Source organism: Clostridium peptidivorans, assembly GCF_900205925.1.
Classification (GTDB): domain Bacteria; phylum Bacillota; class Clostridia; order Clostridiales; family Clostridiaceae; genus Clostridium_AK; species Clostridium_AK peptidivorans.
In genome coordinates, this window is sequence record NZ_OAOD01000002.1 from 1 (window position 1) to 14,234 (window position 14,234).

14 protein-coding genes are annotated in these 14,234 nt (G+C 29.7%); 4 read left to right on the forward strand and 10 right to left on the reverse strand.

Annotation, left to right across the window (positions count from 1 at the left end):
- Positions 1 to 165: 165 nt before the first annotated feature.
- Both CRN98_RS01730 and CRN98_RS01735 read right to left on the reverse strand, forming a co-directional pair.
- A complete protein-coding gene (locus CRN98_RS01730) occupies positions 166 to 300 on the reverse strand; it encodes a FeoB-associated Cys-rich membrane protein (protein WP_097025700.1) in 135 nt (44 codons plus the stop codon).
- A 167-nt stretch (positions 301 to 467) separates the two neighbouring features.
- Positions 468 to 842 (reverse strand): hypothetical protein, encoded by a 375-nt coding sequence (locus CRN98_RS01735; protein WP_097025701.1) that lies wholly within the window; start codon positions 840 to 842, stop codon positions 468 to 470.
- 335 nt (positions 843 to 1,177) lie between these two features.
- Between CRN98_RS01735 and CRN98_RS01740 the strand changes: the two genes are divergently transcribed.
- The 4 genes from CRN98_RS01740 to CRN98_RS01755 all read left to right on the forward strand — a co-directional run bounded on the left by CRN98_RS01740 (position 1,178) and on the right by CRN98_RS01755 (position 4,359).
- Complete coding sequence (locus tag CRN98_RS01740) at positions 1,178 to 1,894, forward strand: response regulator transcription factor (protein WP_097025702.1); 717 nt, start codon at positions 1,178 to 1,180, stop codon at positions 1,892 to 1,894.
- The gene (locus tag CRN98_RS01745) at positions 1,891 to 3,294 is read left to right on the forward strand and encodes a sensor histidine kinase (RefSeq protein ID WP_097025703.1); all 1,404 of its coding nucleotides are present in this window, start codon (positions 1,891 to 1,893) and stop codon (positions 3,292 to 3,294) included. Before CRN98_RS01740 ends, CRN98_RS01745 begins: the two co-directional genes overlap by 4 nt.
- A 117-nt stretch (positions 3,295 to 3,411) precedes the next feature.
- Complete coding sequence (locus CRN98_RS01750) at positions 3,412 to 4,092, forward strand: TIGR01906 family membrane protein (protein ID WP_242960787.1); 681 nt, start codon at positions 3,412 to 3,414, stop codon at positions 4,090 to 4,092.
- 75 nt (positions 4,093 to 4,167) lie between these two features.
- Positions 4,168 to 4,359, forward strand: a complete 192-nt coding sequence (locus tag CRN98_RS01755; protein WP_097025704.1) for an SHOCT domain-containing protein — start codon at positions 4,168 to 4,170, stop codon at positions 4,357 to 4,359.
- Between the two features lie 372 nt (positions 4,360 to 4,731).
- Here the strand turns inward: CRN98_RS01755 and CRN98_RS01760 are convergent, their stop codons facing one another.
- The 8 genes from CRN98_RS01760 to CRN98_RS01795 all read right to left on the reverse strand — a co-directional run bounded on the left by CRN98_RS01760 (position 4,732) and on the right by CRN98_RS01795 (position 14,096).
- The gene (locus CRN98_RS01760; RefSeq protein ID WP_097025705.1) at positions 4,732 to 6,558 is read right to left on the reverse strand and encodes an urease accessory protein UreH domain-containing protein; all 1,827 of its coding nucleotides are present in this window, start codon (positions 6,556 to 6,558) and stop codon (positions 4,732 to 4,734) included.
- A 193-nt stretch (positions 6,559 to 6,751) separates the two neighbouring features.
- The gene (locus tag CRN98_RS01765) at positions 6,752 to 6,967 is read right to left on the reverse strand and encodes a heavy-metal-associated domain-containing protein (protein ID WP_097025706.1); all 216 of its coding nucleotides are present in this window, start codon (positions 6,965 to 6,967) and stop codon (positions 6,752 to 6,754) included.
- Positions 6,968 to 7,134: 167 nt separating this feature from the next.
- Positions 7,135 to 9,591, reverse strand: coding sequence for a heavy metal translocating P-type ATPase (locus tag CRN98_RS01770; RefSeq protein WP_097025707.1), 2,457 nt, complete (start codon positions 9,589 to 9,591; stop codon positions 7,135 to 7,137).
- 19 nt (positions 9,592 to 9,610) lie between these two features.
- The gene (locus CRN98_RS17595; RefSeq protein ID WP_097025708.1) at positions 9,611 to 9,748 is read right to left on the reverse strand and encodes an LDCC motif putative metal-binding protein; all 138 of its coding nucleotides are present in this window, start codon (positions 9,746 to 9,748) and stop codon (positions 9,611 to 9,613) included.
- Between the two features lie 20 nt (positions 9,749 to 9,768).
- Complete coding sequence (locus CRN98_RS01780; RefSeq protein ID WP_097025709.1) at positions 9,769 to 10,035, reverse strand: metal-sensing transcriptional repressor; 267 nt, start codon at positions 10,033 to 10,035, stop codon at positions 9,769 to 9,771.
- 558 nt (positions 10,036 to 10,593) lie between these two features.
- The gene (locus CRN98_RS01785) at positions 10,594 to 11,997 is read right to left on the reverse strand and encodes a sensor histidine kinase (RefSeq protein WP_097025710.1); all 1,404 of its coding nucleotides are present in this window, start codon (positions 11,995 to 11,997) and stop codon (positions 10,594 to 10,596) included.
- Entirely contained in the window at positions 11,998 to 12,684 is a 687-nt protein-coding gene (locus tag CRN98_RS01790; RefSeq protein WP_097025711.1) for a response regulator transcription factor, read from the reverse strand.
- A 233-nt stretch (positions 12,685 to 12,917) separates the two neighbouring features.
- Positions 12,918 to 14,096 (reverse strand): acetyl-CoA C-acetyltransferase, encoded by a 1,179-nt coding sequence (locus CRN98_RS01795; RefSeq protein ID WP_097025712.1) that lies wholly within the window; start codon positions 14,094 to 14,096, stop codon positions 12,918 to 12,920.
- Positions 14,097 to 14,234 lie beyond the last annotated feature (138 nt).

The window sequence follows — 14,234 nt, forward strand, 5'->3', positions numbered from 1 at the left end:
TTGTGTAAATATCTTATTACTCATTAAACCCACCCATTTCTTTATTTACTCTATTATAGATAAAATACCCTACCGGGTAGACTTTTTTCAAGTGTCTATCCGATAGGGTACATTTTATAAACTCCCTAGTTCTTTTATTGAAATTTTTTATTTATTCTCTTTATCTTACTTTTTAATCTTTACTTTTGATTCACTACAACCACCGCAGCCGCAGCCTCCTGATGCTTTATTTTTAAACTTATTATATATTGTGTAAATCGCAAAAGCTGCTATTATGGAAGCAACTAGTATTTCAATCATATACTTATTCACCTCCTCTATTATTTGTTATAATTGTGTGCTCTAAATTATATAAACCTTTTATGTAGTCCATATGAAGATAAAAAAATAAAGTAATAAATCATATGATTGATTTACTACTTTTATCAAATTTCAATAAACTTAAGCTAGCTATTCTTTAATATAAATTATCTCCCCATCATGGAGTTGTGTATATTAACCATTTCTTCTCTATTTACAGAACCCATCATTTTAGTCATTACATCATAGCCATTGTTTTGCATTATTTCAATCATTTTATTGTATTGTTCATCTGTCATATTATTCATAAAGTTATTCATAGAATTATAATCTCTATTTTTCATAGCTTTAGCAGCATCTTCAAAGCCATTATTATTCATAAGTTCTGTCATTTTATTAAAGTTATCATTATTATTTTCATACATCATATTTTGTCTATAATTTGAGTTATTTACATTGTTGCTTTCCTTTGCATATGCAACACTTATTGCTCCTATAGTTAATATAGCTACAGCCATTATTATTAGTACTTTTTTCTTCATTTAAAATCTCTCCCTTTTCATTTAAAATGTTTCTATATATACATGTTACTCAGAGAATGTGAAGGAATTATGAAAAGAGCTTTTAATAAATCTAACTTATCAATTGTAAAAAGTACTGTCTTTTTAGAACTCTTATATTTCTACACATTTCCTTCATAATCCATTTGTATAATTTACTTGTAGGAAGAATAAATAATTTAATTTAGATAAACTACTAAGGAAACCTATACAAGAAAAATTATTCGATTAAAAAACTAGGGAGCTATGCATCCTAGTTTTTTAAATATATATGAAATATAATAAGATTAAATTTATACTTTTAAGAGGTGCTAAACATGAACAATGAATTTAAAATACTAGTTGTGGATGATGAACAAAATATACTTAATGTAGTTAAAGCTTATCTAGAAAGAGATGGGTTTAAGGTATTTACTGCAATGGATGGTGAGTCGGCTCTTAATATATTTAATAAGGAGACTATTCACCTTATAGTTTTAGATTTGATGCTTCCTAAGCTATCTGGTGAGGAAGTATGTAGTAAAATAAGAGCTACTTCTACTGTGCCTATCATAATGCTTACTGCTAAAGCAGATGAAGATGAAAGAATAGAAGGAATATCTATAGGTGCAGATGATTACTTGACTAAGCCTTTTAGTGCTCGTGAGTTAGTAGTAAGGGTAAGAGCTCTACTTAGAAGATCTTACAAAGATGCACTCCCTCTCGCTGATATTTTAAACTTTAATAATGGAGATTTGGAAGTTGATATTAAAAAGATGATCATTAAAAAGCAAGGAGATATTGTAAATCTAACAACAAATGAATTTAAAATATTAACAATCTTACTTGCAAATCCAGAAATAGTATTCTCAAGAGAACAATTAGTAGAAAAGGCTTTCGGAATTGACTATGAAGGCTATGACAGAACAATAGATACTCATATCAAAAACATTCGACATAAGATAGAAGATAATCCTAAAGAGCCAAAATATATAATAACTATTTACGGAATGGGTTATAAATTTATCCCAAGTTTTACTGAGGTAAAAAAATGAAACTCTCTTTAATGAAGAAACTTTCTTTAGGATTTCTTTTAGCAATACTAGGATCTATTATCTTAACAAGTCTTATATCAAATTATGCAGTAGGAAAAGAATTTGAAAAGTATTTAGTTGATGAACATAAAGTAAAAATAGATAATATAATCACCATTGTTGAAGACTTATATAATGAACAAAATAGTTTTACAAATATAAATGGAGCTGAACTACAAAGATATGCAGAGATGCAGGAACTGTATATTGAAATAAAGGATTCAGCTAACAATACTATATATTCTTCTGGTAGTGCTCATTTGTATCATAAAAGCATGATGCAAAATATGATGGGTTCTAATATGCATAATTTTTCAGGAATGAATACTGGTGAATATACTGAAAATAAATATACCTTGCTTTCTAATAATAAGAAGAATATAGGTACGATAACCATTGGTTACTTTGGAACTTCATATTTATCTTCTGGTTCTGTTACCTTTATAAATGCATTAAATAATTCTTTTATTATTGCTGCTTTTATAGCTTTAATTTTTGGATTTATAATTAGCATAATTATATCGAGACAGCTTTCAAAACCTCTACTTAAAATAACTAAAACAGCAAATGAGATGCGAGCTGGAAATCTTGAAGCTCGAGCCTTCGTCAAGACAAATACTAAGGAGCTAGATGAACTTTCTAATTCAATAAATTATTTAGCAGATTCACTAAGTAAGCAAGATATGCTAAGAAAAAGATTAACATCAGACATGGCTCATGAATTAAGAACACCACTTACTACATTAAAAACCTATGTTGAAGCGTTTATTGATGGTATATGGGAACCTACTGCTGAAAGGCTGGAAGTCTTCTATGAGGAAATTCAAAGATTAACAAAACTTGTAGATAATCTTCGTAATTTAGCTAAGCTTGAACAGGTAGATCTTAACTTAAATAAGAGTAATATTAATTTATCAAATGAATTGGAAAAAATTTTAGATACTTTTAATCCACTATATATAAAAAAAGATTATAAATTAATTTCTAGCATAACTCCTGATGTAAAATCAATTATGGATAAAGATAAGTTTAAGCAAATAATAAATAATCTTCTTTTAAATGCCTATAATCATTTAAATCCTAATGGAAAAGTTGAGGTAATATTAAGGAAAGAAAAACAAAATATTATCATAAAGATTATTGATAATGGCATAGGTATTCCTGAAAAAGATTTACCTTATATATTTGAAAGATTTTATAGAAGTGATTTATCCCGTACTAAAAATACAGGGGGCTCAGGTATAGGACTTACAATTACAAAATCATTTGTTAAAGCTCATGGTGGGAAAATATATGTTGAAAGTAAATTAAACAAAGGAACTATTTTTACTATTGAATTTCCCAACATTTTATCTTCTTGAAAAAATAAGCTTGACTATTAAGTCAGGCTTATTTTTTTCATTTTTCATACCATCTTCATATCCATTTTTTATAATGATGAATATACATGACAAAGTTATATATATGGGGGGCATAAAATGTATTCACCAATTTACACATATCAAATTAAAACAAAGATGAAAAGAAACTATAAATTATTTCAAATATTACTTTCTTTAGCATTTAGTTTATTTATTATTGCTTCATCAGTAAAGTTAACGTTAATGTTTAAACCTTTATACTATTTTGATATTCAATACTTAAATATAATAGGGCATTCAAACTTTAGTAAAAATGAAATAATAAAAAATTACGATTATGTTATTAATTATTTATTAAGTCCAAAAGAGCAAGAATTTAAGCTTCCCTCGATTTCATATTCAAAATATGGACAAATTCACTTTAAAGATGTTAAAAGAATTTTTACTTCTGTTGATATTTTGCTAATTGTAACTGGACTTATTAGTGCTGTAGGTTTGTTAATTAACCTTAAATATAAAAGATTTGACTTTTTAAAGCAAACCTCTTCCATATTAATAATACTTACCGTAGTACTTTTAACAGCTTTTATGATAAATTTTGATACTGCTTTTACTGTATTTCATAAGATATTTTTTAGAAATGATTACTGGATATTTGATCCTGCATTAGACCCTATTATCAATATACTCCCTCAAGAATTTTTCTACCACTCTGCTCTATTAGTAGTAATTCTAATAATTTTAAGCATAATAGTCTTAAAATTACTTTATAAGAAATTCAATGAAGCTAGATATTAATAGTGTAAAGTATTTCTCCATGCTTTCTACATATTTTATTAATATAATATAACCAATGAAAGGAGGTTAAAAATTATGATGTTTTTACCAATGGTTACTTTACTTATTTTCATGTTTATTTATTTAAGCACTTTTGAGAATCAAAATAATCTAAGTTATAGCAAAGTTAGACAATCAAATAAAGCCTTGGATATTTTAGATAGAAGATTTGCTGACGGGAAAATAAGTAAAGATGAATATTTAAGAATAAGATCCTTGTTAAAATGATTATAAATTTATAACTGTAATATATTTAAAACTTACATATAGATAATATTCCAAAAACATTGCGATTATTTTTTAACATGCTAATAAAGGGATGCACTAAAAACAGTGCATCCCTTTATATTATTTAAAGACATATTTTCATGTATTATTTTCTTTACAATAATGTAACATGATATATTATTTCAACATATAATTGGAATAGATAGTGTCTTTAGGAGGATGGAATGTACAATGATAGAATTGATGGAAAAGATCCTTACGAGATTGCAGTGAATTTTGCTAAATACAAAAGTAAATAGAAGAACTAAGAATTTATTCTTCTTAGTTCTTCTATTTACTTAACTTTCTACCCTTTTATTTACTATGCTTTAATTACTGATTTAAATATTTGTCTCGTACATTTTCTAAATCTATAGTGTTTAAATTATCAACTACTTCAATTATTCCTAAAACAAAATCATCTTTAACAATTGCGTAACCCCCAGCTTTTTTAGGACTAAATTCCACCTCATTTATACCTTTTTTAGCATTAAACGAAGTGATTTCCTCTCCTGTGTTTGCATCTGTAATGAGATATTTACCTTCCACATTATCAAAGTCATTTAAGTCAAAGGTTAGCTTAGTTTTAGTACTATTTCCTGTAACAACTATTAATGGCTGTAATTCATAACCAATACCTTTGAACTTTGCACTTTGATAATTTCCAGCAGCTGAAGCTTTATTAATTAATTTGTTAGTAGGAACCTTTGTTATATCATCACCATAAATACTTTGTGATGAAGATGTTCCCTGAGAATCCTCAGCTAAAGGAACCGCACAGCAACTTGGACCTGTGCTTGGAGGTGGAATGGAAGCATCAGTCTTTGATGTATCAACAGCTTGGAGATTATCTACAACCTTTATTACCCCTCTTATCATTCCCATCCAGCAGCTGAAATTTATATCCTTATCTCCTGGAGTAAATTCTATAACATTTTCACCTTTTTTTATCTTTTGTTCAACTCCTATAGATGAAGCTACAATAGCATTATTACAAGAATTTAATTGTTCACCATTAATTATCCATTTTACTGGCACTCCCTTTTGTACATAAAATGCATTAGGAGTGTACCCATTGTTATTTGCAGTCATTCTTATAACCTGTACTCCGTTTTCAATAGTGGCTTTAGCTATATTTTCACTAGCTGAAGCTGAAGAACCTGTACCTAGTAAGCTTTGCGCTTTACTAGCAACCATAGGTATTGGATTAATATTTATCCCTGCTAGTGCGAAGCCTCTATTTCCCATAATAAGACCAAGAACTATTATGAGAACTCCACTAAATTTAAGAATTTTCTTTGTATATCCTTTACTCAAAAGTCCTGAAACAGCACCAAAGGTTAGCATTAGCGGCACCGTTCCGATTGCAAACATAAACATTGATAAAGAACCTTTGAAGGCACTTCCTGTTCCTAATGCAAAAAGTTGCATAGTTTGAAGAGGGCCACAAGGCATAAGCCCATTTAAAATTCCTACTATAAAAGGAGAACCAGATTTATTTTTAGTTTTACATGATATATGAGGTAATTTAATATTAAACTTTCTAAATGCGCTAAATCCAGCCATATTAAATCCCATCATAATCATAAATATACCTGCAAATATTTGCAGTCCTGCTTTTGCAGTAATTGAAATAGAAAATACAGATCCTAGTGCACCAATTATTCCACCTAAGATAGTATAAGATAAAACTCTTCCTAAATTATATAAAAGTGCCGGCTGTATAGCTTCAAATTTATTCTTACTTTCTTTTGATAAGCTTTGTGAAAGCATAATCCCACCGCACATACCTACACAGTGAATTGAAGTAAGAACTCCAACTGCAAAAAGAACTGCATAAGAAGCATTAGTAAGTTTTGACTCCATATCAAAACCACTTGTTTTCATCCCAAGCATAATTATAGTTGCTACTATTATAAGAACTCCCATGAATTTATAGTCATTAGAGCTTTCTGTACTGTATCCCGCACTTTTGATAGCAGCTTTAATTTTACTTGAATCACAAAGTTCATCATCATATTCAACTTTAGCAAATTGTCCTACATAACTTGCTTTTACATTTAATATTCCATCTAATTTTTTAATAGCTTTTTCTACTCTGTTTTCACAAGATGCACATGTCATATCGTACACCTTATACTTTTCTTTTACAATACTCATAAATTCCCTCCTAGTTTATATTCTATAACGATGAAATAAATAATTGTTTTGTTTTTCATGTGTCAAATTCCTTATTAAAACTTGAGAATTTTCTATGAGTAAAGTATATAGAAAATATATGTTGATTATATGAAGACAAAAAGCTATAAAAGAGCTTTGATAAACTTAATTACCAAAGCTCTGTATTATATATTTATAATACTTCTATTCCTACAACCTCATACCCTGCATCATCTATAGCAAACTTTATATCTTCATCTTTTACCTCTACAGATGTTTCAATTATTGCTATTTCAGCATCTAAATTTACATCAACATTAGTTACTCCGTTAAGTTCACTTAATGCCTCCCTAACATGATTAACACAATGTCCACAGCTCATTCCTTCAATTAATATTTTCTTTTTCATTTTTACTCCTCCTACTAAAATTATATATTTAAATATTTTAACCTAACTTAATAGGAAACTCCTTCTCGTTCCTCGAATGAGTACTCGAAGAGTAAGCGACCATCACCAAATTGAAAATTTGGGATGTCTGCTTAACTGACTCACACCAAATCATAGATTTGGGTTCCCTACTTAGCTGGCTTAAACCCCTTTAGTCTTAAAGCGTTTAACAAAACTGATACTGAACTAAAACTCATTGCAGCAGCTGCAATAATAGGATTTAAAAGTGGCCCACCAAAAATGTGCAATACTCCCATAGCAACTGGTATACCTAATGTATTGTATCCAAATGCCCAGAATAAGTTTTCTTTAATATTTAATATGGTTTTCTTACTTAATTGTATTGCAGTTGGCACATCCATTAAGTCACTTCTCATAAGAACTATATCTGCAGATTCCATAGCAACGTCTGTTCCGGATCCTATAGCTATACCAATATCTGCCTGTGCTAGAGCTGGAGCATCGTTTATACCATCGCCAACCATAGCAACCTTCTTGCCCTCTGCTTGAAGCTTTTTAACTTCATTAGCCTTATCTTGAGGGAGAACTTCTGCTAGTATCCTGTCTATTCCCACTTGCTTAGCTATTGCCTCGGCAGTTCTCTTATTGTCTCCTGTTATCATTGCTACTTCAATTCCCATTTTATGAAGCTGTTCTATAGCTTTTTTACTGTTTTCTTTAACAGTATCTGCAACAGCAATAATTCCTGCTATTTTACCTTCAATAGATACATACATTGGAGTTTTACCTTCTCCAGCTAGCTTATGAGAAGTTTCTTCTAGATTTTCTAGAGATATATTACTTTCCACCATAAGCTTTCTGTTTCCAAGTAAAATATCTTTACCATCTATTTTAACTTCAATCCCATGACCTGGAATAGCTTTAAAGAAATCAAGTTTCTTAAATTCTAATCCCTTTTCTTCAGCACCTTTTACAATAGCTTCACCAAGTGGATGCTCTGATCCCTTTTCTGCTGATGCAGCTAATTGCAATAAGTCATTTTGTGTTATACCATTTGTAACAACTACATCTGTAACCTTTGGTTTCCCTTCTGTAATAGTACCTGTTTTATCAAATACTATTGTTTTTATCTTATGAGCAGTTTCTAAAGCAACACCACTCTTTATTAGTACACCATATTCTGCACCTTTACCTGTACCAACCATTATTGCTGTTGGAGTTGCTAAGCCTAGTGCACAAGGGCAAGCGATAACAAGCACAGAAATGAATATTGTTAAAGCAAATACTCCTGTTTCTCCACCAAAGAAATACCAAGCCACTGCTGAAAGAATAGCGATTGATATGACCACTGGAACAAAATAACCGGAAATTATATCTGCCATTTTTGCAATTGGAGCTTTAGATCCTTGGGCATCTTCTACTAGCTTTATGATTTGAGCTAAAGCTGTATCTTTACCAACCTTTGTGGCTTTGTACTTTATTGTACCATTCTTATTAATACTTGCACCGATAATCTTATCTCCAATATTTTTTTCTACTGGTATACTTTCACCTGTAAGCATTGACTCATCTACTGATGTACTACCTTCTACTACTTCACCATCTACAGGCATCTTCTCTCCAGGTTTAACTACTATTATATCCCCTACTTCAACTCCTTCTATAGGAGTTTCAATCTCTTTTCCATCTCTAATAATAATTGCTGTTTTAGGAGCAAGTCCCATAAGCTTCTTAATAGCATCTGAGGTTTTACCCTTTGTAACAGCTTCTAAATACTTACCAAGTGTAATAAGTGTTATGATTACACCTGCTGCCTCAAAGTATAAATCCTTAGAATACTCTGTGTTTCCACCATAAATCTGTACTATAGCAAATATTCCATATAGGAATGCTGCAGAAGTACCTATTGCTATTAATGAATCCATATTAGGGCTTCTTCTAAATAAGGATTTAAAACCTACTGTGAAGAACTTATATCCTGCTATCATAACAGGTGTAACTAGTATTAATTGTATTAAAGCGAAGTTTCTAGGATTCATCATCGGATCTATAATTATTGGAAGTTTAAATCCAACTGCTTCACCAAACATATGTCCCATAGTTATAATAAGTAGTGGAACTGTAAAAATCGCTGACAAAACAAACTTTTTCCATAGTGACTTTATTTCTTTTTCTTTTCTCTCTTTATCGGCATCTACAGTAGTTTCTTCTTCTACGGCTTTGTAGCCTGCCTTTTCTATTACTTTTCTTATATCTGAAACTCTAACCTTTGAAGAATCATAACTTATATTTAACTTTTCTGTTGCAAAATTCACATTAGACTCTGTAACACCATCTAACTTTTTTGTCACTCTTTCAACTGTTTTAGCACAAGCTGCACAAGTCATTCCCTGAATTTTTAGTGTCTTTGTACTAGATTCAGTTTTAGCCTTGTATCCTGCTTTTTCAATAGCTGCTTGAATATCCTCAATAGATACTTTTGTTTCATCAAAGTTAATATTTAGTTTTTCTGTAGCAAAGTTTACATTTGCATCGGTAACGCCTTGCAGCTTTTTAGATGCTCTTTCTACAGCCTTCGCACAAGCTGCACAGGTCATTCCCTCTATTTTAAGAACTTTATTCAATCTCTTCACCTCTTTTTAATTACTTATTATTAGATTCATTTCCTTTGGCTGCATTGTTAGATTTATTTAAATCACAACAATCTAACTTACCATTACCAAAAGATCTGCTATTTTGATCTGCAATTTTTTTTATAAGATTCTTAAAAAAGTTTTTCATATCATACATCTCCTTTAATATTACTTTTGAATGAGTTTTTCTAAAATACCCATTATTTCATCAACTTTTTCTTCTCCGCTGTCATGTATAAAGGCATGCTTTACACAATGATTTAAGTGCTGTTTTAATATCAGTATATTTGCCCTCTTTAATAAAGCTTGAGAGGCTATTATTTGATTAGATATATCTACACAGTATCTATCTTGCTCTAGCATCTTTATAATTCCTTCAATTTGACCCTTTGCAGTTTTTAATGATGCCAAAGCTTTCATTTTCTCTTGGTTCATTATTTTCCTCCTTTCAAGTGAAGGTAATGTATTATATTTACTTAACTCTCCACCCGTTGGGGGTGCATAGCAACAAAATAAAAAATTATTATTTGCTTATATCATATATTTTTACTATTTGATCTGGACTTTCACCCATCCCCATATTATCTTTGCTTTTTTCATATAATACAACTCCTTATGCGTTTTCTTATCTTTAGATATATATTACTTAACTCCTATGAAGACCATATGAAGATTTTTAATAACAACTTGAAATTTATACTATAATTATTTTTTTTAATCACTCCGAACATTTTTTCTTTTCTTCATCTCTTCTACATAATTCGATAATATAATATGAATATAACAAGTTAATCAATAACCATCCTTATTGATTGATAACTTTTATTATTAGTAAATTCCCCAAATAATTTACTGTTAATACTTATTTCAAAATAGAAGTCTGTTTCCCAAAACAGACTTCTATTTTTATTTTAACTGTTATAATAAAATTTAAAATTAAAAAAGCTTTGATAAATTTAATCATCAAAGCTTTTAATCATTATTCTTAAATTATTAATTATTTTTAGTCTCAACTTTCCTACTAATAATACTAGATTTATTAAACGAAATCTTAAAGGTAGTGCCTTCTCCTTCTTCACTTTCAACATCTATGCTTGCCGAATGAAGCTGAACTATACTCTTAACAATAGTTAAACCAATACCACTTCCTTCAATTTCATTTCTACTCTTATCTCCTCTGTAAAGTCTTTCAAAAATAAAGGCTAAATCTTCTTTCTTAATTCCAATCCCATTATCCTTAACTTCTACTATAAAATGTTTATTATCTGTATATAAGTTAACCCATATTTCTCCATGTTCTTCAGTAAATTTCAAGGCATTAGATATTAAATTTATAAATACTTGTTTTAATTTATCTCTATCTCCAGTTATATCATAATTTTTATTAGGCTCAATATCATAATGTAATTTGATACCTTTATTTTCAGCTGCCATATAAAAATCTTCACATATTTCACTTATTAATTGATTTAAATGTACTCTTTCAAAATTTAGTTTTATACTTTCTGCTTCAAATTCTTTTAAAGTATTTAAATTATTTAATAATCTTCCAAACCTTATCACTTCTTCATTAAGATAATTTAATCTTTCCTCTGTAACAGGGAAAACCCCATCTATCATAGCCTCTAGATTATTTTGTAATATGTTTAAAGGTGTTCTTATTTCATGGGATATGTCAGACACTAATCGCTTTCTAAGCATATCTTGATATTTTAATTTTTCAGCTAATATATTAACACTTTTCCTTAAATTTTCTAATTCCTCAATATTGCTTTGGGTGTTAGATATTGCATTAAAATTCCCCTCTGATAATTTTACAGACATATTAGCAACCTCTTTAATTGGACTAGAAAATTGTTTTGAAAAATACAGGCTTAATATGATTATAATAATGAGGGTTACAAGTCCACTAATAATAATACTTTTATTTATAGAAGTTTTAAAGTTTACATCTTCTTCAGATAGTAATATTGATGAATATTGGCCAATATCCACATAACCAACTAAGTTTTCATTTACCACAATTTTAAATCTTTTAGATGTATAAACTCCTCTATCATTTGATATCATAGATCTTAAATGAGAAGTATTTTTAATATCATTAGGATTCATTCCCCATATAGGTTTTTTATTGCTATCTAAAAGCGTTAAACAATAATTGCCCATATAAGCTTCGTGCATTAGCTCAGAACCAGAGTTATTTGACCATTTACCATCTCTTTTGTATATTTCCTGAAAATAAGATACAATTCTCTCTTCCCTTTTATTTTGTATATCTAACATGTATTGATTGAACTTATTATTTATTGTCGCATTTACAAATACTGTAATTAAAAGTATTGCTCCAATGGAACATATAAAAAACAATATGCTTAATCTTTTTCTAATTGTTTGCACTTAATTTTCACCACCAAACTTATATCCTACTTTCATAACAGTTATAACATACTTAGGATTTTTAGTATCCTCTTCTATCTTTTTTCTTATATTTTTTATGTGAACATCAATGGTTCTATCATATCCATCAAAATCTATTCCAAATACTTTATCTATAAGTTGCTCCCTTGACAGCACTCTACCCTTATTTATTATAAGAGTATATAATATATCAAATTCATTTGGAGTAAATGCTGCTTCTTCTCCATTAATCCTTACAACTCTTTTATCATAGTCAACAATTAGTCTTCCGTCGTTAAAAGTAAACTTTGTCTCTTCACTCTCTACATTTAACCTTCTAAACAGCGCATTAACTCTTGCTGTTAATTCTCTAGGACTAAATGGTTTAACTAGATATTCATCTGCACCAATATTTAATCCTTCAATTTTATTATCTAAACTTCCTTTTGCTGTAAGCATAAAAATATGCACATCAGATTTTTTCCTTATTATTTTGCATATTTCTTCTCCACTAATGTCTGGTAGCATTAAATCAAGTATAACTAGTTTAAAATCCATAGAATTAAATAGTTCTATACCTTTTAATCCTTTTGTAGTGCATTGAACATTGTATCCGTCTTTTTTCAAATAAGCCTTCAATATTTCTGATACACTTTCTTCATCTTCAACTATTAAAATATTATTCATATTTCACCTCTTATTTTATTTGACTTGTATATCGCTACATAAAGTAATCTTGCATAATTATGTTTCCTATTATAAAACTTTATCAATTTCTTTTAAAGATATTATGAAGACTTTATAAATTAAAAATTTTTTTCAAATTCTCTTTTAAATAATATATTTAGTTTAAAACCATATAATAAAATCATAAATGCATGCAGTTTTATTTGTGCATGCATTTATGATTTTATTATTTCTTATCTTTCAATTATAACCGCAGTGCCTTGACCTCCACCTATACAAAGTGTTGCAAGGCCTGTTTTCGCATCTCTTTTCATCATCTCATAAATTAAAGTTACCAGTATTCTTGCCCCTGATGCCCCTACAGGGTGCCCTAAAGCGATTGCTCCACCATTAACATTAACTTTTTCCGGATTAAATCCTAAATCTCTAACTACAGATAGTGATTGTGCTGCAAAGGCTTCGTTTGCTTCAACTAGATCTATATCATTCACAGTCAGTCCTGCTCTTTCAAGTGCCTTTCTAGTTGCTGGTACAGGACCATAGCCCATTATCTTTGGATCTAAAGCTGCTGAAGCATAGGATTTAATAGTTGCAAGTGGCTTTATTCCTAACTCCTCTGCCTTTTCTTTTGCCATCAATACAAGCATTGCAGCTCCATCATTTATTCCTGAAGCATTACCTGCTGTGACTGTTCCATCTTGTTTAAATGCAGGTTTAAGCCTTCCAAGTTTTTCGATTGTTGTATCTGCCTTCGGATATTCATCAGTATCCACTATAATAGGATCTCCCTTTTTTTGAAGAATTTCAACAGGTACTATTTCATCTTTAAATCTTCCTTCACTTATAGCTTTTGTAGCTTTAACTTGACTTTCATGAGAAAATTTATCTTGCTCTTCTCTTGAAAGTTTCCACTGCTCAGCAATATTTTCAGCTGTAATACCCATATGTATATTATGAAATGCATCTGATAAGGCGTCAGTAATTAAGCTGTCAACAATTTTAGCATCTCCCATTTTATACCCCCATCTTGCTCTAGTAAGAAGATATGGAGCATTACTCATACTTTCAGTACCACCTGCTAGTATTACATCTGCATCTCCAAGTTTAATAAATTGAGTAGCCATACTAACAGTTCTAAGCCCTGAACCACATAGCTTATTTATTGTCATAGCAGGGGTTGTATCTGGTATGCCTGAATGTATAGCAACTTGTCTAGCTGGATTTTGACCTAACCCTGCTGACAAAATATTTCCAACAAGCACTTCATCAACCATTTCTGGTTTAATTCCTGCTCTCTTCATTGCTTCTTTTGCAGCAATAACTCCTATATCAACTGCTGATAGTTTAGATAAACTTCCTCCAAAACTTCCTATTGGTGTTCTAGCAGCACCTACAATAACTACTTCTCTCATATAAACTAAGCCTCCTCTATTTTCATTAATCTTTAATTAAAACTGCTTACATTTATATACTATAAGCAATGTAATAAAAAATTATACAAAATAAAAACTAGTGATTTAAAATCACTAGTTTTTATAATACACATTTAA